The organism is Prevotella aff. ruminicola Tc2-24, from assembly GCF_900110895.1.
GTDB lineage: Bacteria > Bacteroidota > Bacteroidia > Bacteroidales > Bacteroidaceae > Prevotella.
The window spans coordinates 741,036-765,183 of sequence record NZ_FOIQ01000001.1 but is presented as its reverse complement, the minus strand read 5'-3'; the positions used below and the strand labels follow the sequence as shown (position 1 = coordinate 765,183).

Here is a 24,148-nt window from a genome sequence, read left to right as displayed (position 1 = left end):
AAATGAATTACGACGTGACCATAGGAATCCCAGTCTATCAGGCAGAGGCATATTTGACTCAGTCTTTGTTGTCTGCCTTGAATCAGTCGTATGCCTCGATAGAGTTCTTGGTCGTAGATGATGGTTGTACGGATCGTTCGATGGATGTCGTTCGTAAGTTCCAACGAGAACATTCCCGGGGGGATGATATACATATCCTGTCACATAAAACGAACAGGGGGGTGGCAGTCTCAAGGAACAGGATTATTGAGAAGGCCCAAGGTATTTTCCTGTATTTCATGGATGCCGATGATACTATCGACGAGAATTGCATTTCACTTTTGATGAGTCAGGTCCGGAAATATGATGCAGAGGTTGTTTTCGGTTCATATGAAAAGATAGAACTGTCAGGCCATAAGTCTTTATATTTGTATCCTTCACTTCTGTTGCTTGAGAAAGATCAGTTGGCCGATTATGCCTATCGCCGGTATGGGGGAATCCAGGCTTCTGCGTGCAACTTCGTGGTGAAATTGGCGTTGTTGTGTGAGAAACGACTTCGCTTTATCGAAACGAATTATTGGGAGGATATGGCATTTGTTCTTGATTTGATAACAGAAGTCTCCCGTGCAGTCTTGCTACCTAATGTTACCTACTGCTATCGTTGTCGAGAAGGTTCTCTTTCGCATTATCAGAAGAGAGAGATGATAGAGAAACGAGAGATTATACAGAATATGGAGACGATTGACTATCTGAAGAGATCCTCCCTACGCTTATGTGATAAAGAGTATTATCCCCGTCGGTGCTATTATGTCGTGATGACGGACTTGTATATGGCTTGTCACATTATCAGGTATCGAAGACATATAAGTCCTTCGGTCTCAAATCGTGAGGTGAGGGATATGCTTTCACATCCGGCTTCTTTTCGCCAGATATGTTCTTTTCGTCAGATGCGCATGCGTAATCTGCTATTATATGTGTTGGGTAAACTTCCGCCCTCTCTATGTGTGGCTACTGTATGGTGTATAAATCAATGTAAGAGACAATCTTAATTTTTTTTGTATGGCGTGGTATGATAAATATCTTTCAATTTACGGGAAGTCTTTTGACAAAATGCCTGACGATGTGCTTGACGATATCAAGACTCGTCTAGCCCAGAAGCAGAGCGAAAATCCTCTCGTATCGATAGTGGTCATTGCCTATAACGAAGAGAGACGACTAGCCGCCTGTCTGTGGTCTTTGAGTGAAATGACATCCCAATATCCAATAGAGATTCTTGGTGTAAATAATAATTCTGGAGACCGGACAGAGGAAGTCTATCAGCGTGTAGGACTGCCTTATTTCAACGAGACCCGACAGAGTCCAGGCTTCGCTCGACAATGCGGGTTGACGCATGCCCGTGGAAAGTTTCATTTCTGTATAGATGCGGATACACTCTATCCGCCTCGATACATTGATCTGATGATGTCGAAGCTGATAAAACCAGGTGTTTCCTGTGTCAGTTCTTTCTGGAGTTTCTTCCCAGATGAGAACCATTCCTCATTTGGACTGTTCCTTTTTGAACTGGTTCGGGATGCTTTCTTATATGTGCAGCATTTTAAACGTCCAGAGCTATGTGTCCGTGGGATGGTTTTTGCCTTTAATACGGAGTATGCCAGAAGTGTCAAAATCCGAACTGATATCCGCCGAGGTGAAGACGGATCCTTGGCGTTGTCATTGAAACCGTATGGAAAAATTGCCTTCCTTTATCACCGAAAAGCCCGTCCTGTGACTGGATACGGCACGATAGGTTCTCATTCGTTATGGCAGAGTTTTGTCCAACATGTCAGAATACAGAGTAGAGGTATTACGCGCATTTTTTCCAAACAAGACCATTATGAGGATAGAGAGGATAATCTACTAAATCCGCAACCATGAGAATCATGTATGTAAATGATGCTCTTGCCATCTGGGGAGGATTGGAGAGAGTGTTGATAGAGAAAGCAAATCTCCTGGCAACTCTGGCGGACTATGAGGTGTGTCTTGTAACCTTGAACCAAGGAAGCCACCAATTGCCTTATCCGATAAATCCTAAGGTCCGTTTCTATGATCTTGGAATACAACTCCATCGGCAGTACCAAAATCATGGACTGGTGAGACTTATCAAACGGTTAAGACTAAACCGTATGTACAAGCAACGTCTGCGTCAGAAAATACAAGAAGTATGTCCGGATGTTATTGTGTGTACAAGAGCAGAGTTGGTAAGCACTATTGTCAAGGTAAAGGGTGATATACCTTTGGTGTATGAGTCACATACCTCTCGTCGTGCCCATGAATTTCTTGGCTCAGATTTCTATACCCGTTTCAAGGTGGCTTGTAACAATCGTGATGTCAAGGCTGCTCAGATGGTGGTCGCCTTGACGGAGGGTGATGCAGAAGACTGGCGGGAGATCAATCCTCGGGTTTGTGTGATTCCGAATATGGTGACGCTTAATAATACGGATTCATATAGCGATTGTCAAGCGATGTCTGCAATCTTTGTGGGACGTTTTTCTACCCAGAAGGATATATCAACTCTTTTGCGGATATGGAAGAAGATACATCAACGATGTCCCTACTGGCAACTGCATTTGTATGGAGGATATGGAGAGGAGCAGGACAGATTGTTGCCTGTGATAAAAAAGATGCAAGCGAACATTGTCGTTCATGATCCTACTCCGGATATCTTTAATCGATACAAGGAGAATTCAATCCTTTTGTTGACCTCCCGCTTTGAGCCTTTCGGTTTGGTCCTTCCTGAGGCCATGAGTTGTGGCCTGCCTGTTGTCGCCTTCGATTGTCCGTACGGTCCGGCAGATATTATCTCAGACCGTATTGATGGTTTCTTGGTTCATGACCGTAGTGAAGAGGAATTCGTTGAAAAGGTTTGTTTGTTGATGGAGAACTCTGGCTTGAGACAGAGGATGGGACAAGCGGGGATCTTGTCTTCTCAACGGTATAAGGCCGATCGTATTTTGCCACTTTGGAAAGAGCTGTTTGAACACCTGTCTCGGAAATAGTGGTATTTGGCTTAGTAAAATTTGCTTGAATAAAAAAATGTTTGTATCTTTGCCAGTAGAATTAGAAAAGGAATGATACTTTAACTGAAAGCCTTATGATACCGAAGATCATACATCTCTGTTGGTTAAGTGGTGACCCATATCCTGCTAAGATCGCTAGATGTCTCAAAACGTGGGAGCAACATCTCCCAGATTATGAGGTTATCCTATGGGATACGAATCGGTTTGACCTGAATTCTTCTATTTGGGTGAAACAGGCTTTTGAGAAGAAAAAGTATGCTTTTGCGGCAGACTATATCCGTTTCTTTGCTTTGTATCACATGGGTGGAATCTATTTGGATTCCGATGTGGAGGTGCTTAAGAGTTTTGACGACTTGCTTGATCTCCCTTATTTCATGGGAGCAGAGAAAGCGCAGACCCCAGAAGCGGCTATCATGGGCGCCGAGAAGGGATGCGACTGGATAAAGGCTTGTCTGGACTACTATACAGATCGTCCGTTTATCAATGAAGATGGAAGCCTGAATATCCAGACTGTTCCTGATATCATGATCAGGCAGATAGAGCGGATCAAGCCAATACGTGTGCTCTCATTGGGCGATAGTTTGAACATCCGCAAATTGGATATGCAGAGGGAGGTGTTGGAGTTTAACGACGCATTCTTCTCACCGAAGGTCTTTGATTCTCGTGAGGTAGAGATAACTCCTTATACCTATGCCATCCATCATTATCAGAACTCTTGGTTCTCACCAAAGGCGAAAGCCTATTATCGTGCTCGTGCTTTCCTTGTCAAACTGTTTGGGCAGCGTCTCGTCCGTAAGGCGGAAGTTTTCTTGATGCCGTGGAAGTTCAAGAAATAATCTCATAATTGTATGGAAGAACAATATGACAACTCAAAGAATAGCATGCCTCTAGTTTCTATAGGTATGCCGATATACAATGTGGGCTCCTTTATAGAAAGGAGTTTGCTTTCTGTTTTAGATCAAACATATGATAACATAGAGATATTGGCCGTGGATGATTGTGGGTCTGATAACTCTATGGATATTGTAAAACATTTGCAAATTGAACATCCAAGAGGATCGGCCATAAGGATAATTCGTCATAGTGAGAATAAGGGACTCGGGGAGGCTCGTAATACTGCGATTGACCATGCAAGTGGTAAGTATTTGTACTTTATTGATTCTGATGATTATATTGAACCCGAGACCATCAGTATTATGGTCCCTGAGGCAGAGAAACATCATGCAGATGTAGTGCATACGGTTGCTAGGACTGTGTACGATAAGACGCATCGAGTTGAACATTCTTTCCCCGAACAACCATATAGAGTGTTAAAAGGGAAAGATGCTTTCGCAGATTTTGTCTGTCAAGATCATAGACGCCATGTAAGTTTTACGTCATGGAATATATTATTCAGCATAGAGTTCATAAGGAAAAATAATCTTCATTTCTACCCTATAACATGTGAGGATATCCTTTTCTTTTATGATTATTATCCATTAGTGGAAGTAGCTGTCTTAATGCCAAATGTTACATATAATTATTTAAAACGAGAAGGATCTATCATGGATAGCGCTAGAGGGGGACGGATACCTGTAAAAAGTATAAAAAAGTGGTTTGAAGCAAATAGTATTATGCTAGAACACTCTTTTCAATATGTTGACCGTCCTTTCTATTGTGTCCATTGTGCAAGGATGCTTAAACAAGATTTCCGTGCTGTCTGTATAGCTCTAAGACATCGTAAGCGATTTGATGGGGAACTAACAGATAAAGAAATTTGCCAAAACCTACGTCATCCTTCCACTTACGCGCAAATCCTCAAATTTAAGCGTTATCGGCTTGTCAATTTGTTCTTCAAGATTCTGGGTTCATTGCCTGTCTGGATGTGTGTACGACTATCTTATATAATCGGTAAGGCAATTCGCTGGATATGAGGTTGTTGATTATACATCGGTCATTTGCACTGGTCGGTGGCGCGGAACGCGTGATTATCGACAAGGCGAACTACATGTCTAATCATGGACATCAGGTCATGTTGGTGTCGTATGAGCAGGGAACGCATCTTGTGCCATTTCAGCTAAACCCTTCAGTCCTGTTAAAGGATCTGGATTGCCGTTTCTTTACCTTATCAAGATTCCCGATTCCTTTACGATTATACCATTTCTTTCATCTGAAGCATCAGTTGAGGAACGCGTTGAGGGAGACCTTCAAAGATTTTCAGCCAGATGTTGTGGTGTTGGCGTCTGATTGGCAGTTTCTGATAAATGTGGTCTTGGATGCAGCACAGTCGATACCTGTTATCGCTGAATTCCATAATGCATATGATTTTATCACTAAAAAGATTGGTAATACAGGTAATGGTATTATTGTAAAACTGACAAGGTTCTATTATCGACATTTCTTGAATCAGTTCCGAAAGTGTGCCCATCTGGTGGTACTGACAGAGAATGATGCCCAGCATTGGAGAAAACATTCTGACCATGTAACGGTTATCCCTAATCCTGTAACACATTATCCGGATGTAGTTGACGATGTGCCAAAAGAGGAGGGACGTATCATCTGTGTGGGACGATTGAATGGACAAAAGAGAATCGACAGACTCATTAGCGCTTTTTCAATGATAGCCGACAAATATCCGAAGTGGCATGTGGATATATACGGTGAGGGTGATCTGAAAGCGGCCTTGGAAAGGCAGATTCAAGAAAGTCATCTCCAGGGACGTGTGGTCATACATGAACCCGTGAAGACCATATATGAGGAGTATAAGAAGAGTCAGATGCTGGTTCTTAGCTCAGAGTATGAGGGGCGCCCGCTGGTATTGATAGAAGCGATGGCATGTGGTGTTCCTTGTGTCTCTTTTGACTGCCCATCTGGTCCGAGGGAGATCATAGAGGACGGTGTGACTGGTTTGTTGGCTGAGAAGGGGCATGTGGCGGATCTTGCGAAGAAGATAGAATGGATGATAACCCATGATCAAGAGCGTAAGGCGATGGGTGAGAAAGCTTATGCGGCAGCAACGGTATATAAACCGTCTGTCATCATGAAAAAGTGGGAGGTCTTTTATGAGAGTGTCGTGAAATAGTCTGTCACTTTTTTTGTTTACCCATTATCTCAAACTGGTAGCACCAGTGATGTTGGGGGTATCGTTTCCCTTGGATGCTGATGGAGTCGTTATCGCCTTGCGAGTCGCGTAGATTTCCTCTTGGTCCAATTTTCCAACCACTCTTGTTACGTTCACCATTGATAGCGTATCGGATCTTACACCCAATAGGCGACTCTTTGCATTTGATAACGATTGTGTCGCGATCCAATCTGACTTCAGAGATGATGTCCGTGTTGTCATTTCGTATAACATTGAAACCATAGTTGGCTACTTTCGTGACGTTATTTGTGTCTATGCAAAGTGGGGGATGGGGTACCTGAAAAAGAATGCGGATGTCATGACCATTGATAATTGCTTCGGTGGGAACCACACCTGTATTTCTTTTCTCCTTGCGTAGAATACCCAGGACCGATCTGGCCGCAAGGTTACCGAGTCGCTTCTGACCTATGGCGTCGATATGTAGCACATCCCTTACGAAAGAATATGGGTAGGTTGGTCCACTTGCCCATACGAGCGTGTCATCCCTGACAAGTTCCATGAGTGCTTCTGGCGTACGCGCCTCTGTACCCTCATAGTGATTGGGCATGTATCGCTCTCCCTTGGTGATAACATTTGTTTGGTAACAGATCATACGTACATCTTCTTTCTGCTGGGTGATATGCTTAATATCTGTATTAAGGTTATGGTACATCTGTCTGAACACTTTCTTATAGTCGTAATCGGGGTAGTTGGCAATATCCGACTCTCCCTGCATCCAACAGATGGCAGGAACAAAGAACTCCCATCCCTTTTCCTTCGCTTTCTTGTAGGCATGTGCAACTTCACTAATGAACTTGTTGTAAGGTTCAGATGGCTTCATCAGATCCGATATGGTGTTCATTCCATGGCCTCCCGGGAAGATACAGATAAGAGTATCTACCCCTAGCTGACGGACCAATGTCTCTGCCATGCCATATACAGATAACTCAAAGGCTTTCTTGTCATAGTGGAGAAGCCTTTTGATGTTTTGCTTTAATATACTACTGTGGTCATAATAGCCGAACGCATGGTCCAGGTTCTCTGTGACGATTCTTCCGTTGTTTCTAATTCTTAGACTGTCAAAGTCTGTTATTCTGACGGCCTCTTCTCCCAAAGCGAGGCTCTGCCCATATACAGGAATACATAGGACAACACGCTGTATGTCGTTTGTCTCTTTCCTGTTGAAATGTTGATAGACGAGGAATCCTATAAGGATTATGCTTGCAGTTATGAGGAACTTGTGGACGTATCTTGTGTTAATGTGCATCGGAGTTATGTTGTTAAATCATGTATGTTATTGGAATCCCATATCTTGTGCCATCTTCAGAATGGTCTTGGTCTTCTCCTTTGAGAACTCCTCCGGATGTGATGAGTGTGTCCCTATGACCGCAAAGGCTCTGCCTTCTTTGGCGCGAAGCAGGAGGCGTTTTACCTCCAAAGGATCCGTGTCTTTTGTAATGAAGATGCGCCCTATCTGGAAGACGCTTGTATCAGGGTTGATGATATGAGCCCCAGTAACCATCTGATAGCCTTTTCTCTGAATAGCTTCCCTGATATTTCTTGTGTTACAACCATATGGAGGGACAACAATCCTGATCTTCTTCATGTCAAAACCTCTCTGTTTCATATACGACTCGCAGAGGCCTATATCGGCCAGTATGCTGTCTACAGACCATTCTTTCCATCGATGGTGTTTGTAGCCGTGAATGGCTATTCCAAACCCTTCCCGCTGCCAAGCAACTAAAGTGTCGCAGATGGCCCGACTCGTCTTCATTGGAATCATAGCGTATGTCGCTTTCATACCAAGTTCATCGCAGATGTCTTTGATCTCATATATCCCATCTCCTGCATCGTCATCAATGAGTAGAAGCTTTGGACTTGCGTCCGCTATCTGACAATGTATATAATTGATGGCAGAAAGATATACTGTTTGCTTGGTCCAATCACCCATGATGATAGGAGCACGCAGATAGAGAAATGCTGCTATGAGAATGATTCCTCCTGTTGTGAGGATTGTCCAATGCTTGGGTTTCACTTTCTGATATGTGGTATGTCTTTACGATTCATTTTCCTGCAAAAATAGGGATTAATATTGAATCTTCCAAATGGTTTTATATGTTTTTCCCCGTATCTTATGGAGAAACAAAGAAAAATGCGTATCTTTGTCGCGACAAAAGTCAAACGGTTATGAATATAGGACTTATAATTGCTGGCGGATCAGGTAATCGGATGGGGCAGGAGATTCCCAAACAGTTTATGCATGTCGATGGTGCCCCAATCATTATCCATACATTGTTGTGTTTCCAACAACACCCCGATATAGGAAAGATCGCTGTGGTATGTCTGAGAGGGTGGGAGACGGTGTTGCAGAGTTATGCAAACCAGTTTAACATCACGAAACTAGCTCATATATTTCCTGGCGGAAATTCCGGTATGGAGTCCATCCATAATGGTATCTATGGTTTGAAGGAGGCAGGTTATGACGATAATGATCTTGTGTTGATTCATGATGCAGTCCGTCCCCTGCTCTCCCAGGAGATTATTAGCAGCAATATCGCTACCTGCAAGGCCTATGGCTATGCCGTGACAGGTATCAGATGTCGGGAGGCGATTTTGGAGAGTTCTGATGGCTTTTCTTCTATGACCACTATTCCTCGCGATACACTCATCCGTACTCAGACCCCTCAGACTTTCAGTCTGAAGAATATTATTGCGGCACATGAAGAGGCTAAGGAAAAGGGTATCACCGATTCTGTTGCCTCATGTACTTTGTGTGCGGAATTAGGTGGCCGGGAGATGCATATTGTCCCAGGATCGGAGAAGAACATTAAGGTTACGACTATTGAGGATTTGGAGATTCTCAAGGCTTTGATGCACACGTCGAAGGACAAGTGGTTAAAATAATCCCTTTGCGTCTTTTTTCCCCAATAATATAGGGAAGTGTCGCTTTGCAATCACGATAATGGGATAGAGCACTGCCAAGATAATGATGGTGACAGGAAGGGCTGTATACCAGTGATAGCAGATGTTTCCAGAAAGCCCGAGCAGATGTTTGAGAATGAGATTGGTCAGACTGACAAGTGGGTAATGGAGACCAATGATGACCAATGTACCGATGGAGAGATTGATGACGATATTTGCTTTGTACCTATCCAGAAGCAAACAGCCGTAAAGGGTCCCGAACAGAAATAGTAGGTTCACTGGGTAGAATAGGACGATATGCAACAGAAAGTTGCCTTCATGCAGGTGCCAGAAGAAAACAAGGAAACTTAGTGAAAAACAACCCAGACACATCAGTAGATCCCTCTTGAAATGACACTGACGGAACATCTTTCTTTGTTCCATGACATAGCCGATATAGTAATAGGGCAGTCGACTGAAGATGCCAATGGGTGTGAGGTTCGGTAAAAATTCGTATCTCTTATTAGCGGCGTAGAGAATAACGGAGAGAAAACATAGCGTGATCATAATCGCATGTAGATGCCGTCCTTTCCTGCACCAGTCGATTAGAAGATGCATGAATAGGATAGCTGGCAGGTACCAAAGAGAACCGTTCAAGGGTTCTGTAAAAGAGTTTTCGTGTTGGAACAGCAGGGCGCCGAGGATGGGACGCATAGCATGGAACAGATCAGGCATCCCTCCATTTTGCAGATAGAATCTGACCAGCCAGAAAGGGTAGACGAGTGCATTATACAGGAGGTAGGGGAGAATAAGGCTTATCCAGTATTTGTGCCAACGATCTTTCGTACTCTCCCTGTCCTTCTTTAAGTAGCCTGATGCCCAGAAAAATACGGTAATGATGGTTGCCTGGAGAAAGCGATAGTAAAACCACTCTTGCGACTGGGGCAAATGACAGAATACGACGGTACATACAGCCATGCATTTTCCCCAATCAATCCAGTTGATGCGCTCCCTCATAAGTTGTCAGCCCTTAGTCGCTCCTTCAATTCATTGCATAGTTGTTTGGAGAATTTCTCCGCACCTTGTCTGTTGAGATGACCAAAATCATAGAATAGTTCTGCGTGTCCCACGTATGCACTATCCCTAAAGTGGTCTATGATGGGGATGCCGTTTGCCTGCGCCAGTTCCTTAGGGAAACGATATATATCTTCCTGCGAACATATATACATGGGCGAAACGGTTATAAACAGCTTGATATCCTTTGACTTACAGTCTTGAATAAACCTTTTCATCAGTTGTGCTTTCTCTGAACTGATAGGGTATGGGTATTCTTCTGCTTTAACACCAGTGGTGTCGAGTGTTCCGTCCAACGGTTTCCAACCTTTCAGACTCCTGTCCATGGAACCATGACTGCCAGTAATTAGGTTAGGCAGGCTTCCAGTATATCTGTAGACCATAGACAGACGGTAAGGCCAATAATTCCCAGAGAGTTTCAGCATCTCGTCACAGGTTTCACTCATCCCACAATATGGGGCCAACGATCCAGCCCGCTCTTTTCCCGAGTAGGGCGTGTTCAGCCAGTCGCAGGGATGAATCTCGAAGACGATGATCTTGGGGGTATAGCGAGATAGGATATTCCCCAGCAATCCATAATGATAGTAGATATTTTTAATGCCCCAGTCGGCGGCATTGTAACATGACATCTGGAGTCCCTTCTCAAAAACCGAAGGTATGAAATGGTGCAGACATCTCGAACTGCCGATGAAGAGCAACGAGTCGTAGGTGCTCTCGTTCGAATAACTAATCTTGTACTCGTCTGTCGCATTCGATTGCCGATACAGATATCCCAACGCAGTTCCCAACGCACGATCCATAATAAAGAACAGACAGGCGATGATGACGATATGTATGAGTAGCTTTTTCATTTTAGAACTGGAAATAAATGAACTGGTTATTGTCGAATACACCGAAGAGCAGGATACAGACGATCTCAAAAGCCATCGTTAATTCATACCTCCATTGGTCCATCACTCGCGGAAGGGGAATTGTCGTCTTGGGGAACCATTCTTCTTGGATATCTGTATATATCAGGGCGATTGTGCAAAAGGCTGCATTGCACATTGTGGTCATATCTATAAATAGACCACCCGACCAGTGTGAGAAGATACAACTCCAAATGTTGAAGAACTCAGAGAGGGTCGACGAATGGAAGAACATTAAACCAAAGGCAACGATCAGGTATAGTCCTGCCATCTTCAACACGTATGGCTGAGTGGGCCAGCCATGTGAGTTGACCTCAATTTTCCTTTTTTTGAAAAATGCACCGTTTCTCATCAGAGGGATATACCAGAGTCCTTGGTAGATACCGAAGATGAGAAAGGTCCAGTCGGCACCGTGCCACATGCCAATAAATGCCATGTTAAGCATAATGGCGATGATGGTGCCGTTGACACCCAGTTTTCTGTATTTAATGTTCAAAGGCAGGAACACATAGTCTGTCAACCAACTCGTCAGTGACATGTGCCATCTGCTCCAGAACCCTGCTATGTCTGTGACGAAAAATGGCCGTTTGAAGTTCTCTGTCACCTTGAATCCCAGTATCAGTGCGACACCAATAGCCATCTCACTGTATCCGCCGAAGTCGGCATACATTTGGAGCGGATATAGTAATGATGCAAAGATGATGGATATCGTAGAATGGTGCTCGTAGTTGTTCCAGATAGCGCTCACATAAATGTCCAGCCGGTCGGCGATACACATTTTCAGAAACATTCCCCATAGGACTCGTCTGAAGCCAAGTGTGAAGTTGTCCGGGTTAAAGACTCGTACCTGATTAAGTTGCTTGAGGAAAGGCTTGGGACGGTCGATAGGGCCGGATAGGATTGTCGGAAAGAAAGCGATGAAGTTCGCGAAGCATATGAGGTCTTTTTCCTGATGAATCTTACCGTTGTATATGTCCAGCACGTAGCTCATCAACTTGAAGGTGAAAAAACTTAGACCTATGGGGACAACCAGGTGTAGCGTTGTCCAACTAAGGTGTAGTCCTACGGCTGAGGATAATGATACAATGGACTCTGCAAAGAAATTGAGGTATTTGAAATAGAACAGAGCACCGATGCCGATGACTACTCCCGCGTTGGTCAGTATGGCAGCCTTACGCTCGTCTTCCTTGTCAAGATAATGACTGACGCCCTTGCCGAGAAACCAGAATGCAAGTGTCAGAGCTGCTAGTCCTCCTGCCATCTTGATGCCCACCTGTGAATAGAACCAATACGAGCAGCCCAAAAGAAAAAGATTCTGCAGACTTCTCTTTGTCTGGCATATATAGTAGATGACCAGAATAATCAAGAAAAACCACAAGAAAGACAGAGAGTTGACTACCATCTTAGATTCTCTTCATGATACTGTCTATCAAGTCACCAACGTTTTCCCATGAGAGGATTTCGCGTGAGCTGAACTCAATGCCGAATACATTTTCAATGGCAGCAACCAACTGAACATGACTGAGCGAATCCCAGCCTTCTACGTCTTCAGCTGTCGCCTCGTCGTATAGTTCGATATCGCTCTGTCCCAGCTCTTCACGGAATATCTCTTCCACACGTTTTAATACTTCATCTCTTTCCATATGCTTGTTGGGTTAATATGAGTAAGGAAATCTTTTGCCATGCAAAAATAATATTTTTTGGTGAATTAACCAAATCTTAGATGTCTTATTTGTATCTTTGCAGTCAGAATGGCAACGCAACGGATAAGGTATATTGATGCAATGCGAGGGTTCACGATGATCCTCGTCGTGTTTGCGCATGTCTGCCATTTCTGCTTGGGCGATTCTAGAATGGGCTATAACACGGTATTCATCCTCTTCCGTTTGCCGTGTTTCTTTATGCTAAGTGGTTGGCTGTTTGAACCTGTTGCCCGTTATCCTTTCATGACGAATGTCCGCCATAAGTTCATGGTTCAGATTGTTCCTACGTTTATCTTCCTCATGCTCTTGGCCCCTCCGCCCTTGTTCTTCCATCAATTGGGTGCATTGAAGGGTGGTTATTGGTTCACGTTTGTGCTCTTCGAGTTTTTCATTCTGTATATGCTTTCAATTCGATTGGGCAGAAGGTGCAGTCTCCTAATGCCTTTGGCAATCAGTGTGGGAGCATACTGCTATGCTCGTTATTATAGCAGTATACAGTCATCGGCCGTTGGCATCCAAGCCTCTATGGTCAGTGTTCTTGGTTTCTTGAGTGTTGTCTTGTGGCGCTTCTTCTTCTTTTTCGCCATCGGTGCATGGATGAGGCGACATTTCGATGCTTTTATCTGCTGGACAAACAAGCCCGTTGTCTTTCTGACTATTGCGGTTGTATTCTGTGTCGTTGCCTCTTCGCCACATCTGTCAGATATGTGGTACGAAATGCTCCGATTCTATGTCGGAGGTATCTCGGGCATGTGGCTAGTGTTCACCTGTTTCCGTCTTACCTGTTCATGGCTTGAGCGTATACGTCTATCCAGGCCATTGCAGTATGTGGGACAACGGACGCTTGACATCTATCTGCTTCATTATTTCTTCCTGCCTCGATTCCTAATGCCATATGCAGATCGACTGCAAGCCTTTGATAGCCGACTTGTCGAGTTCGTGGCGATCATGGTCATCTCACTTGTAATTTTGGCACTCAGTCTACTGGCTAGCCGCATCATTCGCCTCAGTCCTTTTCTGGGGCACTATCTCTTCGGAGTGAAGTATGCGAAAGAACAGCCTATAGGTAAATGATGATGAAGAACGACGCAATCCAACCGATGATGCAGAATTGAATGAAATGATCTTTCACCAGAGCCTTCGTCGGACTACCGCTTAATCCATAGACAATCATGTTCTGCAGGTAGCGTAGCAGTCCTGCCAGCACCCATCCGCTTGTCAGATAGACATAGCGAGTTCCCATTCGTGCGATTACTTCTTCCGACATGGTATACATGATGTAGCACACCATCGTAATTGCGGCGATGATTGCTGTTGCCTCGTTGATGAATGTCTTGTTGTAGCCTGTAATGCTAACCCTCGGCTTTGTGCCCGTCTGCTCGAAGATACGATAATCGTCGTTACGTTTGGTAAAAGCGAGGAACAGTGTGACGAGGAAAGTCATCATCACAAGCCAGTGCGACACCCAGATGTCAGTTGCCAGTCCTCCGATGAGTACGCGCATCACGAAACCGATGGCGATGATTGATACATCGACGATGGCATACTGTTTCAGACGAACACAGTAGGCGATGTTCATGAGCCAGTAGGCGATGATGATACCATAGAGAAATGGGGCATTCTGACTCTGTATGAGTGTCAGCAGAGCAAAGGCGCTGATAGTGCAGAGAATCATCATCGTATATCCGCCGCTTGTCGATACAGCTCCCGAGGCTATCGGACGCTTACATTTCTTAGGATGCTGACGGTCGGCCTTTACATCCTGCAGGTCGTTGAAGCAGTAGATGGAACTGGAAATAAGGCAGAACGAAACGAACACGATGAACGTGGGCCAGAAGAATGCTTCTTTCAGCAGGTTACTACTAAAGAAAATAGGTGCGAACACGAACCCGTTTTTGAGCCACTGCAGAGGCCGAAGCAGTTGAATATAGGATTTGATTTTTTTCATGTCAGGTGGTCATTTGTCATTTTTCTATTGCAGTGAAGAATTGTTGGGCGAAGGTGTCCTTGTCGAAGAGCCTGGCATGCTCAATGGAAGCCTGCGCCATTGCCGCCCGTTTCTCAGGATGGTCATAGAGATCGAGAATGGCTGAAGTTAGGTGATCGACGAACTGATCGTCTGTGTCGAGCAGTATGGCATTATGTTCTGTTACTTCCTCTGGGATGCCGCCGCGTCGTGTAGCGATGATAGGCAGTCCCATCGCCTGTGCCTCCAGAACGGTAGTTGGGAAAGGGTCGTCCCAGACAGAGGGGATGACTGCCGCGTCAGCCAGTCGGATGTAATCCGGCACCTGCGAGTAGGGTATGAAACCCGTAAAGATAATCTGATTCTCAATATCCTTCGTCTTCTTCTGCAACAGGTTGATATATGAATCGTTGATGCCCGTATTGCCATAGAACGTGCTGCCTAGGACAAGCAGTCTGATATGCGCATACTCCTTCAGTCTGAGCATGGCATCAACTAATTCACTGATTCCCTTCTCTTTGTTGATCCGTCCACTGAACACAATGACGAAATCGTCATCGGAGAGTCGAACATCTTTCCTGCTGATTTCTCTTTTCGTGATTGGAGAGAAAGCCTTCAGGTCGATGCCGTTATGCACGGTGACACACTTGTTGTCTCCTGGAAGGATGGCCTGGACACACCTTGTGATATGGTCAGACACAGATACAATCACAGATGCCGCATCGTAGATCTCTTTGGCTTTAGGAGAGTTATAGCTTAATTTCTCGTTGTGTAGGTGGTAGACTAGCCTTGCTGTCGTCTCATCCTTTAGTTTAAGCGCATAACCAGGTCGGTTCTCTAGAACGATGAGGTCGTAGTGTCGCTTCTTGAGATGTCGCAGGGCCTGATCAAGGAAATATTCGATGGCGTAGTGGTAGTATTCCTTACCATGCGTTTTCTGGTAGATTTTCTTTCTGATCCTTGCAAAGAGGGAACGAACCTTGATATACACATAGTGGTTCACTTCTGATTTCTGGGCGGGATGCTTCTTTACATCAGGATGCCACACACTGTAGATGGTGATATCGTGAAGCCTATGCTGATTGTTATATGCCAGATAGAAGTCTATCAAGTTCTCTACAGCTCCTCCTTGTACGGCAGGAACGGGTAGGATGCCAGATGTCAGGATCGCGATTTTCATATGATCTACCAGTCTAAGATCTCTTTGCCGTTTTCAAAATGGAAGAAGTCGATAATTTTCGAAAAACTGTCCTCCGTGAACTGCTGTTCTCTGGTCTCCAGAAAACAAAGAGGTACTTCACCGATAAATGAAGCCCAACGGGAGTAGCTGCTGAAGGGACCGATGATACGGTCGCATATCGAGAGCGTATATAGATCAAGGATGGCGCCAGACGGCTCTTTACCGAAGCGACGACAATAGCAGTCCGGGAACATATCCATCGCGAAATCTTCATTGCTGCTAATGAAGAAGGCGACCTTTTTATTTTTGTATAACTTTTGAAGTCGTAGCATGAACTGGTGATAATCCTCCAATTCGTAGAAAAATCTTCCCTGGTTCCATGTCGCATAGTCTCCACGACGGATATGTACGCCAACGACCATATCGGCGGATTGCCTCATCTCACTCATCAGCCATTCCGCCTTGCTGGTGATATCGTCGTGAGGACGGAAAATGTGCTGAAGTTCATGTTTTGTCTGTTCTAGATAATGGGTGTCAGTTCGTGTACTCCATCCCTTGGTGCATCCGAAGAATTTGAATATCCGGTCCCATCGCTCGTTGTGCGTTACCTTCCAGGTCAGTCCCTTGTAATTATTCCAGCCATTGCCTCTCTCGAGATACCACTTATGGTATAAGGGGAAGTAGATGAATGGGCAGTGAAGCAGGTTGGGAAAGTCCTCGATTGTCCAGTCGAAGAAAAGAATAACCATTCTTTTCCTCTCGGCAATGCATCGTGCAATGGAGGTTACATATGTCCAAAGCCTATTGCACGTCTGTCCTGGAGCATCACAGATAATTCTCATGACCGTTGTACATTCTTTACATTTTCTGCAGTGCAAATATAGGATAATCTGTTGGATTATACAAGAAAAAGTAGTGTTTATTTGGGATATATAGAAATAAATCACTATTTTTGCAGTCAAACATCAGATGACATGAAGACATGTAGGATCTTCGCCGTTGTGATCTGTGCTGTCGTGGCTTTGGTACTCATCTTTGGCCTTCTATATCTACGATGGCGACATCTTTGGGCTCTTGACGAAGCTCGTCCTGCCTATGAGATGATCCGTCACCACGACGATACGTTGAGGGTAGTCATGATAGGGGATAGCTGGGCTGGACTGCATCAGACGATGATGGGCGACACTGTTTTTCAGGCTCTTTTGTCTCGTGAGGTTGGCAGACCTGTCCTGTTCCGCTCATCAGGCAAGGGAGGTGAGAAGAGTCGTGGCATCTATCATCTGATGTTTCAGGATGATGGCTATGGCACCCGTCCGTTGTTGGTTGAGCATCCCGACTTCTGCATTATCTCTGCCGGCATAAATGATGCAGCTGCCAATCTTGGGCCTCGTCAGTACTGCCATTATTATCGTCTGATACTCACTTTTTTATTGGATCATCAAATCCGTCCTGTCGTCTTGGAAATGCCAGATGTCGATATCTGGCATATCTATGGGGGAAAACCTATGAAGGATAGGGTGGGCGACTTCCTGAAATCCGTGATGACGGACTGTCGTATGTACAGTGTCACGGCATATCGCGAAGCCCTATTCCAGATGCTTAACGATGAGGCTCTGATGGATCAGATCGTTTATATTCCTGTGTCACGATGGAATAGAAATGGTCTGGGCATCAATCAATCGCTATTCATGGACGATCTGATTCATCTGAACCTCCGTGGTTACGAATTGCTCGATCTCTCTATCGCCAATGCAATAAAAGAATCTATTCTGAGGTTACTATGTACCAGTCACCATCGGGAACAGACTTGTAGCCTGTCAGCACGTAGTTGGTGCCAGCACCCTCTGCAGCATTGTTGGCAGGATCGAACTTGTAGAACCGGCCCCCCAGTACGGTAATCTTCGCAGCACCAGTATTCTGGTTCGTATCTTTATTGGTGCGGTTGGCATCAAAGCAGTTGAGGGTGAACTTGCTGCCGTCGGCATTGAACTCGCCACCATTGATGGTCAGATTGCCAGTATATACGTAGAAGAGCTCACCCTTTTCCAACTGACTGAACCTACCTCCGTTGACAACGCATGTGGGAATGCCGTCGTAGAGGGAACCGCTGGATTTCTTACCGCGCTCTGTCCAGACCATACGCGTTGGCGCGACATATTCTGCATTCCCGTTGAATGTCAGACTGGTGTTCGTGGCACTGGATGTCTTCATATAGCACATCGCATCTGTCGTCACATCGGAGGTCACCTTACCATTGCCTGTGAATGTCAGTCTACCACCATTGAAGAGATAGATGTTACTATAGAGCTTGGACTTGTCAGCAGAATTGGTGCCGAAGTTGTAACGTCCAGTAAACTTCAGATGATAACCGTTTAGGTTGATAGTCACATCATAGCCAGAGCCAAAGGAGAGATAGTCCTTACTGTCGATGTCGTTGTTCAGTTTGATGTTTATGACAGTATTCTTTTTAATGTAGTAGGCATAGTTATATGCCGCCTTGATGTTAGGGAAGGTATAGTATGTTCCAGTCTCTCCGTCGAGAGATAAAGAAACACGGCCTTCTTCAGGGTCAGAGGTTGGTGAAATTTGGTAGATACAGTCATATGTACCTCCTATGGTATTTATCTCTCCCCACCGAAGACCTTCATCGGCTGTCAGGAACACATTGATGTCTTTTTCCAACTTAATATTGTCAATGTTTCCTCCTGGGACCAGATTGAACACCTGGGCATTCGAACTGCTGGTTTTGATAGTCAGTGTCTTTGTCTTGTAGCTTACATCTGAGAGGATGCCTTGGTTTAGGGTACTCCAGATAATCTCCTTTAATGGCTCGTTGGTGGTTAAGGACTTGATGCCACAACCTGAACTGCCATATTTGCAATCGATGATAGCATTATCTGTGTTAACAACGAGATCGTCGACCATACCGTAGATCTCAGCACCGGCAGAGCCAGAGGAGAGATGAAGTTTTTTGATACTGTTACTGCCGCTATAGGTCATCTTTAGCATCGATGGGGAGCTATGTGTCACTGAGCCTGTTACTTTACATTTCGTCATGGTGGTCGTTCCACCTGTAATGATCATTGTACCGACGGTGACAACTTCCGCTTTGGAATCTTTGCTGCCAAGGGTGATGTCGTGGGCGGTTGTGATGACATCGATAAGGTTGTCCTTGTTGGTGGCGGTGATTGTTGTACCCATTGTGGAGTTGTTGATGATATTGTCCACCTTGCCACCATCAATGATGATGTTACCACCGTTAATGCTTAGGTTCTCCACTCTTACACCATGGCCAATGATTAGTGTATTGGTGGCGGTGGTGGCAGTGATTGACTTGTATACCGTGGTCGAGCCCGATGATTCCAGAGCCACAGTTGTCTTAGGCAGACTGATATCCAGACTGACGTCAGAAGCATCGGGCTGTGTAATGGTCAGACTATTCTGTGCCTCGCTAGAGTCGCTGGAAGAGTTGTCCGTGATAACCAATGGACTGGTAACGGATGTGCCGACAATCGGTTGAGCGAAGTTCAGTCCGATAGATGCGTTCCCGCCGATGTTTGGTATGGCGATGGTGTTGTCTCCATTTCCAGATTCTATACCACTTTCGGAGGCGCTGGTGATATTTACCTCAATCTTCTCACCATTTCCTATGGTACTGATTTTATCGCTGATCTCAGAAGGAGATCCTGCTGTTATATCCACGTAATTCACTTCTGCGCGATAGAGTTTGCCACGTGCGAACTCACGGCTTGTCCACGACTTGATGTCTCTGATCTCACCATGAACCTTTGCCTGTAGCTTCAGATCATAGGTGTTGGCAGGGATTGGTATGAACACTATACGGTTCTCCTGACTGGTCGTCTCTGGAAAGGTCACCTTCACTTGCTTAGCACCTCCGGAGACATAAGATAGCTTGGGCAGGGATGTTTCCGACAGACTGCCCGAGGTAAACGTACCTGAGAGGAACTGTGTGGATGACGATAAAATAATGTCCGATGTCCCCACAGGGAGGTTCTTGAATTTAATCCTGATCATAGCTGCCAGATGGTGGAACGCTAGGGAAGTATTCCACGATGCCCACATTGGAATGACTGTCTTCATCAGTTCTTTTTCGTCAACCGTCTGCGAACTGTAGGCGATTTCATTGGGTAGCGTCATGGTCAACTTCTTCGATGACAAAGCATCGACATTAGAGGCTGGGAAGACGGCATATGCCTCTGTGCCGTTTTCAATCACTGGTGCCCCTGCATAGGTGAAGCTGGCGCTCTGCTTGCCACTGTCTTTCGCTTTAATGTTCCATGTCTCGTCCTTAGAGCCGTCGCTGTTGAACACTTTAATAGCATCCTCACTGGTCCACACGATATTAACATCGTCGACAGCGGCACGAGTGGTACTCCCATTGTCGATAGTTGCTATGATACTCTTACAGATTAGAGACTCTTTAGAGAGTCTATCTTCGTTTGCGCATGCTGTTGCTAGCATGGAGATCGCAATTGTGAAAATGATTTGTGCGTATTTCCTCATGTCGTTTGTGGTTGGCGTTGTTTAGATATCTTCTGGATCAAAAGGATCGGCCGTACCGCTACCAGCTAATAGCTGCGGGTAGTTCTCTGTCTCATAAACCTTCATGCAAGGTCTTTCGTACTTTTTCTTTATCTCTTTCATTTTAATGATGTAGGTTTATTAATTAGCATAATGAATGATCAGATTTTAGGTCTTTTAAAGGACTGATGCAAAGGTATATAAATAATTTCTAATAGCCAAAACATATGGGTCTTTTTTGAGAATAAATGCATAACAACATATATTCAAAGGTTGCTGATGGCTTTCTGATTCCCGATGGACTCCATTCTGTCCAGAATTCAACTCCGACAAAAATATTTCTAACGGTGCTACAGTGTCGTAGCATGGTTGTAGATTATAGAAAGGATACTCCAACTGAAGATATGAAATAGTTGTAGGCAGTTTTTTACTGCCTACAACTATTTCTCGAGGGCTTCGAATAGACGATCGAGGGCCTCATCGGCATTGCTGCTCTCATTCAGCAGAGTGACAAACTTCGAACCGATGATGGCACCATTCGCATTCTGTTGGGCAGCCTCGAGGGTCTGCTTGTTGGAGATTCCGAAGCCAATCATACGGGGGTTGCGCAGATCCATTGCATTAATACGACGGAAGTAGTCTTGCTTGGCATCGTCGAAGCTCTTCTGAGCACCCGTGATGGCAGCTGATGAGACCATATAGATGAAACCGTCGGTGTGGTTGTCGATGAAACGGATACGATCCTCGGTGGTCTCAGGAGTGATGAGCATGATGACGCGCAGGTCGTACTTATCGGCGATGGGCTTCACAATATCTTGATAGTCTTTGAAGGGCAGGTCTGGGATGATCATGCCACTGACACCACTTTCGACGCAGCTTTGGCAGAAGGCCTCGAAACCGTATCGAAGGATGGGGTTGAGGTAGCCCATCAGCACCAGAGGTATCTCCACCTCGTCTTTGATGGCCTTCAGTTGGGCGAAGAGTGTCTTGAGGTTCATTCCGTTCTTCAGGGCCTGAGTAGCGGCTCCTTGGATGACGGGACCGTCGGCAAGAGGGTCACTGAATGGAATACCCACCTCAATCATTGCGATACCACGGCGCTGCATGGTCTTAATCACCTCGCCAGTACCCTCGAGTGTGGGACATCCGGCGCAGAAATAGAGCGAGAGAAGCTTGCGATTCTTGCTGTTTGCGAAAAGTTGATTGATCTTGTTTGTCATATTTTTTATTTACTTTCTTATTTCTTCAACGAATGTTTTGAGCTTGTTGATGTCTTTGAGGCCTGGGACAGTCTCAAAGCGTGAGTTGAGGTCGATACCGATGCAGTGCCCTATGTTTAACTTCCCGTGTTCCAAAAAGCTGTCACTGACGTGATTGTCGTGGAGGAATGAATATACTCGTTCGGCGTCTTTGGGACCGATGCCGCCACTGAGAATATAGGGCGTGGTACCGTGGTAGTGGACGAGTATGCTCCAGTCGAATTGCTCACCATTGCCGCCCACCATCTTTCCTTTTGTGTCGAAGAGGAAATAGTCTGCGAGACCGGCATAGGACTCCGTGAGTAGAAGATCATCGACCGTGGCGATGTTGAATGCCTTGATGATCTTGATGGTAGAAACACTGCCACAAGTGTTACGGAGGTCGCGAAGGAACTCGGGATGCTCACTACCATGCAACTGGATGATGTCCAATTGGTAGTTGTGTATGTGCTGACAGATATCTTCGAGACTGGCGTCGACGAATACACCCACCTTCTTGACATCCGTAGGCAGGTAACTCGGCGGGGTCGCCACATAGCGCTTCGACTTCGGCCAGAAAATCATTCCGAGCCAGTCAATGCCGAGGGCCTCGACCTCGCGAATATTCTCGGTCTCGCGCATGCCGCACACTTTGATGATGGGTCTGCTAGTCATAGCTGTGAGATGAAATTGCTGAGTGACTGTCCCGGATCGACGGTCTTCATGAAGGTCTCTCCGATAAGGAAACCACGGAAGCCCGCAGAGCGGAGAGCGCGGACGGTAGTAGGATCGGAGATGCCACTCTCACTGATGAGAACGGGGGCAGAGGTGCCATCGCATGCAGTACAAAGTTTATCGGCAAGACGGAAGGAGGTCTGCACATCAGTGATGAATGTGCCGAGATGGCGGTTGTTAATGCCGCACATGTCGGGCTCCAACTCGGCATACTCCAACTCGGCTTCGGCGTGTGTCTCGAGTAATACTTCGAGTCCCAACTCGTGGGCGATGGTGAGCAGTGATCTGCACTCCAGCTTTGTCAAGTCGGCTGCAATCAGTAGTACGGCACTAGCTCCGCAGAGACGTGCCTGAAATAACTGGTACTCGTCGATGATAAAGTTCTTGTAGAGGATGGGGATGGTGACACCGGCTGTCCGGGCTGCCTTAATAAAAGCGTCGCAGCCTCCGAAGAATTGCTCGTCGGTGAGTATGGACAAGGCTGCAGCACCATGCTGCTGATAGCTTAGGGGGATGATTTCGGCCTTCCCCTCTTCCTTAATCCAGCCCTTTGACGGTGAACGACGTTTGAACTCGGCGATGATGCCGGATGAGGACTCCCTGAGGGCGGTTGCCATTGATGCGGGACGGAAGTCGAGCAACGGTTCTACCATACGGTGTATATCGTGCTCGCTTAATTGCTCTTTGAAGCGCTTGACCTCCTCACGTTTGTGGGCTATGATTTCTTCTAAGATATCTGTCATGATACTTTCTTGTCTGTGATGGGTTATGAGTTCAACTCAACGAATTTCTTGAAGGTCCTGAGGGCTGAGCCGCTGTCGATAGACTCCTTAGCGATGGCAACACACTCCTCAATGCTCTTCTGCCCCTTTTCGAGCACTTGAATGGCAAAGGCGGCATTGGCAAGCACAATATTCTTCTGGGCAGGCAAGGCACGGTTCTCGAGCACACTGTCGAAGATGGCGGCTGCCTCTTCCTCTGTAGCACCACCAACCAGTTCCTCTGGCTTAGCGATGGCGAAGCCTAGATCCTGTGGTTTGAAGATACGCTCATACTGATTGGTGGTTACCTTGAAGTCGCCGGTGAGAGAGATCTCGTCGTAGCCGTCGATGGAGTTAACAATACCGTAGTCGATGCCAATCTTTTGGTATACCTGATGATAGAGGCGCATCTGGTCGAGGTTAGCTACGCCGAGTAACTGACATTGCGGCTGACTGGGGTTAACCAGTGGTCCCAGTAGGTTGAAGATGGTGGGGAATTGCAGAGCCTTGCGGATAGGTCCAACGAACTTCATGGCCTTGGCGAAGAGCTGTGCATGTAGGTAGACGATACCAGCCTCGTCGAGACTACGGTTCAGACGGTTCACGTCGTCTGTGAACTTGATGCCGTGGTGCTGGATTACGTTTGAGGCTCCGCTGACGGAGGTGGCAGCGTAATTGCCGTGCTTGGCCACCTTGTAGCCAGCGCCAGCGATGACGAAGCAACTCGTCGTGGAGATGTTGAAGGTGTTTTTACGATCTCCACCTGTGCCTACGACGTCGATGTAACGATCGGCGTTCAGAATAGCGGGCACACCCGTCTCGAGGATGCCGTCGCGGAAGCCGAGAAGCTCGTCGACCGTCACGCCACGCATCTGCAGGGCTGTGAGCAGTGCTGTAATCTGTTCTGTGGGATACTCACTCTGTGTGATGCCAATCAGAATGTTCTTCATTTCTTCACGAGACAGTTCCTCGTGGTTTAGCATCCTGTTCAGGATGTCTTTCATT

Annotated in this window: 22 protein-coding genes; 9 read left to right on the top strand and 13 right to left on the bottom strand. The window is 45.9% G+C overall.

Annotated features, from left to right (window positions below; all coding sequences use genetic code 11):
- Nucleotides 1-2 precede the first annotated feature (2 nt).
- From BMY63_RS03300 to BMY63_RS03275, 6 genes are all read left to right on the top strand, one after another.
- Nucleotides 3-1,028 carry a glycosyltransferase family 2 protein gene (locus tag BMY63_RS03300; RefSeq protein ID WP_091899734.1) on the top strand — a complete coding sequence of 342 codons (1,026 nt, stop codon included), beginning with the start codon at nucleotides 3-5 and terminating at the stop codon, nucleotides 1,026-1,028.
- A gap of 10 nt (nucleotides 1,029-1,038) precedes the next feature.
- A complete protein-coding gene (locus BMY63_RS03295) occupies nucleotides 1,039-1,893 on the top strand; it encodes a glycosyltransferase family 2 protein (RefSeq protein WP_091899733.1) in 855 nt (284 codons plus the stop codon).
- The gene (locus BMY63_RS03290) at nucleotides 1,890-3,014 is read left to right on the top strand and encodes a glycosyltransferase (protein WP_091899732.1); all 1,125 of its coding nucleotides are present in this window, start codon (nucleotides 1,890-1,892) and stop codon (nucleotides 3,012-3,014) included. The genes BMY63_RS03295 and BMY63_RS03290 overlap by 4 nt, the downstream gene beginning before the upstream one ends.
- 95 nt (nucleotides 3,015-3,109) lie before the next feature.
- Nucleotides 3,110-3,871, top strand: coding sequence for a glycosyltransferase family 32 protein (locus BMY63_RS03285; RefSeq protein ID WP_091899731.1), 762 nt, complete (start codon nucleotides 3,110-3,112; stop codon nucleotides 3,869-3,871).
- A 12-nt stretch (nucleotides 3,872-3,883) separates the two neighbouring features.
- A complete protein-coding gene (locus BMY63_RS03280; RefSeq protein WP_091914668.1) occupies nucleotides 3,884-4,948 on the top strand; it encodes a glycosyltransferase family 2 protein in 1,065 nt (354 codons plus the stop codon).
- On the top strand, nucleotides 4,945-6,096 hold the full coding sequence (locus tag BMY63_RS03275; protein WP_091914666.1) for a glycosyltransferase family 4 protein: 1,152 nt from the start codon (nucleotides 4,945-4,947) through the stop codon (nucleotides 6,094-6,096). Before BMY63_RS03280 ends, BMY63_RS03275 begins: the two co-directional genes overlap by 4 nt.
- Before the next feature lie 4 nt (nucleotides 6,097-6,100).
- Here BMY63_RS03275 and BMY63_RS03270 read toward each other — a convergent pair whose 3' ends face one another.
- On the bottom strand, nucleotides 6,101-7,402 hold the full coding sequence (locus tag BMY63_RS03270) for a sialate O-acetylesterase (RefSeq protein WP_091899728.1): 1,302 nt from the start codon (nucleotides 7,400-7,402) through the stop codon (nucleotides 6,101-6,103).
- Between the two features lie 27 nt (nucleotides 7,403-7,429).
- Nucleotides 7,430-8,170 (bottom strand): polysaccharide deacetylase family protein, encoded by a 741-nt coding sequence (locus BMY63_RS03265; protein ID WP_143065705.1) that lies wholly within the window; start codon nucleotides 8,168-8,170, stop codon nucleotides 7,430-7,432.
- A 152-nt stretch (nucleotides 8,171-8,322) separates the two neighbouring features.
- Between BMY63_RS03265 and BMY63_RS03260 the strand changes: the two genes are divergently transcribed.
- Nucleotides 8,323-9,039, top strand: coding sequence for an IspD/TarI family cytidylyltransferase (locus BMY63_RS03260; RefSeq protein ID WP_091899726.1), 717 nt, complete (start codon nucleotides 8,323-8,325; stop codon nucleotides 9,037-9,039).
- On the opposite strand, the gene BMY63_RS03255 is transcribed toward BMY63_RS03260, so the two are convergent.
- The 4 genes from BMY63_RS03255 to BMY63_RS03240 are packed head-to-tail and all read right to left on the bottom strand — an operon-like array spanning nucleotide 9,031 to nucleotide 12,661.
- Nucleotides 9,031-10,053, bottom strand: a complete 1,023-nt coding sequence (locus BMY63_RS03255) for an acyltransferase family protein (RefSeq protein ID WP_091914664.1) — start codon at nucleotides 10,051-10,053, stop codon at nucleotides 9,031-9,033. The genes BMY63_RS03260 and BMY63_RS03255 overlap by 9 nt on opposite strands.
- Nucleotides 10,050-10,961 carry a hypothetical protein gene (locus BMY63_RS03250; protein ID WP_091899724.1) on the bottom strand — a complete coding sequence of 304 codons (912 nt, stop codon included), beginning with the start codon at nucleotides 10,959-10,961 and terminating at the stop codon, nucleotides 10,050-10,052. Before BMY63_RS03250 ends, BMY63_RS03255 begins: the two co-directional genes overlap by 4 nt.
- Nucleotide 10,962: 1 nt before the next feature.
- Entirely contained in the window at nucleotides 10,963-12,420 is a 1,458-nt protein-coding gene (locus tag BMY63_RS03245) for an MBOAT family O-acyltransferase (RefSeq protein ID WP_091914653.1), read from the bottom strand.
- A 1-nt stretch (nucleotide 12,421) separates the two neighbouring features.
- The gene (locus tag BMY63_RS03240) at nucleotides 12,422-12,661 is read right to left on the bottom strand and encodes an acyl carrier protein (protein WP_091899722.1); all 240 of its coding nucleotides are present in this window, start codon (nucleotides 12,659-12,661) and stop codon (nucleotides 12,422-12,424) included.
- Nucleotides 12,662-12,769: 108 nt separating this feature from the next.
- On the opposite strand from BMY63_RS03240, the gene BMY63_RS03235 reads away from it, so the two are divergent.
- Nucleotides 12,770-13,795, top strand: coding sequence for an acyltransferase family protein (locus BMY63_RS03235; RefSeq protein ID WP_091899721.1), 1,026 nt, complete (start codon nucleotides 12,770-12,772; stop codon nucleotides 13,793-13,795).
- On the opposite strand, the gene BMY63_RS03230 is transcribed toward BMY63_RS03235, so the two are convergent.
- The 3 genes from BMY63_RS03230 to BMY63_RS03220 are packed head-to-tail and all read right to left on the bottom strand — an operon-like array spanning nucleotide 13,782 to nucleotide 16,616.
- Nucleotides 13,782-14,669, bottom strand: coding sequence for a UbiA prenyltransferase family protein (locus BMY63_RS03230; RefSeq protein WP_255397426.1), 888 nt, complete (start codon nucleotides 14,667-14,669; stop codon nucleotides 13,782-13,784). The genes BMY63_RS03235 and BMY63_RS03230 overlap by 14 nt on opposite strands.
- A 16-nt stretch (nucleotides 14,670-14,685) precedes the next feature.
- Nucleotides 14,686-15,867 carry a glycosyltransferase family 4 protein gene (locus BMY63_RS03225; protein ID WP_091899720.1) on the bottom strand — a complete coding sequence of 394 codons (1,182 nt, stop codon included), beginning with the start codon at nucleotides 15,865-15,867 and terminating at the stop codon, nucleotides 14,686-14,688.
- Nucleotides 15,868-15,872: 5 nt separating this feature from the next.
- Complete coding sequence (locus tag BMY63_RS03220) at nucleotides 15,873-16,616, bottom strand: alpha-1,2-fucosyltransferase (RefSeq protein ID WP_176771022.1); 744 nt, start codon at nucleotides 16,614-16,616, stop codon at nucleotides 15,873-15,875.
- A 225-nt stretch (nucleotides 16,617-16,841) separates the two neighbouring features.
- On the opposite strand from BMY63_RS03220, the gene BMY63_RS03215 reads away from it, so the two are divergent.
- Nucleotides 16,842-17,765: an SGNH/GDSL hydrolase family protein gene (locus BMY63_RS03215; protein ID WP_091899718.1), complete on the top strand. Its 924-nt coding sequence runs from the start codon at nucleotides 16,842-16,844 to the stop codon at nucleotides 17,763-17,765.
- A 3,084-nt stretch (nucleotides 17,766-20,849) separates the two neighbouring features.
- Here the strand turns inward: BMY63_RS03215 and trpA are convergent.
- From trpA to trpD, 4 genes are read right to left on the bottom strand one after another with little or no spacing between them, the layout of a single operon-like run.
- Complete coding sequence (gene trpA / locus BMY63_RS03210) at nucleotides 20,850-21,629, bottom strand: tryptophan synthase subunit alpha (protein ID WP_091899717.1); 780 nt, start codon at nucleotides 21,627-21,629, stop codon at nucleotides 20,850-20,852.
- A gap of 9 nt (nucleotides 21,630-21,638) precedes the next feature.
- Nucleotides 21,639-22,322 (bottom strand): phosphoribosylanthranilate isomerase, encoded by a 684-nt coding sequence (locus tag BMY63_RS03205; RefSeq protein WP_091899716.1) that lies wholly within the window; start codon nucleotides 22,320-22,322, stop codon nucleotides 21,639-21,641.
- Nucleotides 22,319-23,125: an indole-3-glycerol phosphate synthase TrpC gene (gene trpC / locus BMY63_RS03200; protein ID WP_091899715.1), complete on the bottom strand. Its 807-nt coding sequence runs from the start codon at nucleotides 23,123-23,125 to the stop codon at nucleotides 22,319-22,321. Before trpC ends, BMY63_RS03205 begins: the two co-directional genes overlap by 4 nt.
- Nucleotides 23,126-23,148: 23 nt before the next feature.
- The gene (gene trpD / locus BMY63_RS03195) at nucleotides 23,149-24,147 is read right to left on the bottom strand and encodes an anthranilate phosphoribosyltransferase (protein WP_091899941.1); all 999 of its coding nucleotides are present in this window, start codon (nucleotides 24,145-24,147) and stop codon (nucleotides 23,149-23,151) included.
- Between the last annotated feature and the right edge of the window lies 1 nt (nucleotide 24,148).

Bases quoted from the DNA above. Each gene is read 5' to 3' on its own strand.
- BMY63_RS03270 (WP_091899728.1), bottom strand. From the start codon at position 7,402: ATGCACATTAACACAAGATACGTCCACAAGTTCCTCATAACTGCAAGC.
- BMY63_RS03255 (WP_091914664.1), bottom strand. From the start codon at position 10,053: ATGAGGGAGCGCATCAACTGGATTGATTGGGGAAAATGCATGGCTGTA.
- BMY63_RS03295 (WP_091899733.1), top strand. From the start codon at position 1,039: ATGGCGTGGTATGATAAATATCTTTCAATTTACGGGAAGTCTTTTGAC.
- BMY63_RS03250 (WP_091899724.1), bottom strand. From the start codon at position 10,961: ATGAAAAAGCTACTCATACATATCGTCATCATCGCCTGTCTGTTCTTT.
- BMY63_RS03220 (WP_176771022.1), bottom strand. From the start codon at position 16,616: ATGGTTATTCTTTTCTTCGACTGGACAATCGAGGACTTTCCCAACCTG.
- BMY63_RS03235 (WP_091899721.1), top strand. From the start codon at position 12,770: ATGGCAACGCAACGGATAAGGTATATTGATGCAATGCGAGGGTTCACG.
- BMY63_RS03215 (WP_091899718.1), top strand. From the start codon at position 16,842: ATGAAGACATGTAGGATCTTCGCCGTTGTGATCTGTGCTGTCGTGGCT.
- trpC (WP_091899715.1), bottom strand. From the start codon at position 23,125: ATGACAGATATCTTAGAAGAAATCATAGCCCACAAACGTGAGGAGGTC.
- trpA (WP_091899717.1), bottom strand. From the start codon at position 21,629: ATGACAAACAAGATCAATCAACTTTTCGCAAACAGCAAGAATCGCAAG.
- BMY63_RS03280 (WP_091914668.1), top strand. From the start codon at position 3,884: ATGGAAGAACAATATGACAACTCAAAGAATAGCATGCCTCTAGTTTCT.
- BMY63_RS03260 (WP_091899726.1), top strand. From the start codon at position 8,323: ATGAATATAGGACTTATAATTGCTGGCGGATCAGGTAATCGGATGGGG.
- trpD (WP_091899941.1), bottom strand. From the start codon at position 24,147: ATGAAAGACATCCTGAACAGGATGCTAAACCACGAGGAACTGTCTCGT.
- BMY63_RS03245 (WP_091914653.1), bottom strand. From the start codon at position 12,420: ATGGTAGTCAACTCTCTGTCTTTCTTGTGGTTTTTCTTGATTATTCTG.
- BMY63_RS03230 (WP_255397426.1), bottom strand. From the start codon at position 14,669: ATGAAAAAAATCAAATCCTATATTCAACTGCTTCGGCCTCTGCAGTGG.
- BMY63_RS03285 (WP_091899731.1), top strand. From the start codon at position 3,110: ATGATACCGAAGATCATACATCTCTGTTGGTTAAGTGGTGACCCATAT.
- BMY63_RS03240 (WP_091899722.1), bottom strand. From the start codon at position 12,661: ATGGAAAGAGATGAAGTATTAAAACGTGTGGAAGAGATATTCCGTGAA.
- BMY63_RS03225 (WP_091899720.1), bottom strand. From the start codon at position 15,867: ATGAAAATCGCGATCCTGACATCTGGCATCCTACCCGTTCCTGCCGTA.
- BMY63_RS03205 (WP_091899716.1), bottom strand. From the start codon at position 22,322: ATGACTAGCAGACCCATCATCAAAGTGTGCGGCATGCGCGAGACCGAG.
- BMY63_RS03300 (WP_091899734.1), top strand. From the start codon at position 3: ATGAATTACGACGTGACCATAGGAATCCCAGTCTATCAGGCAGAGGCA.
- BMY63_RS03275 (WP_091914666.1), top strand. From the start codon at position 4,945: ATGAGGTTGTTGATTATACATCGGTCATTTGCACTGGTCGGTGGCGCG.
- BMY63_RS03290 (WP_091899732.1), top strand. From the start codon at position 1,890: ATGAGAATCATGTATGTAAATGATGCTCTTGCCATCTGGGGAGGATTG.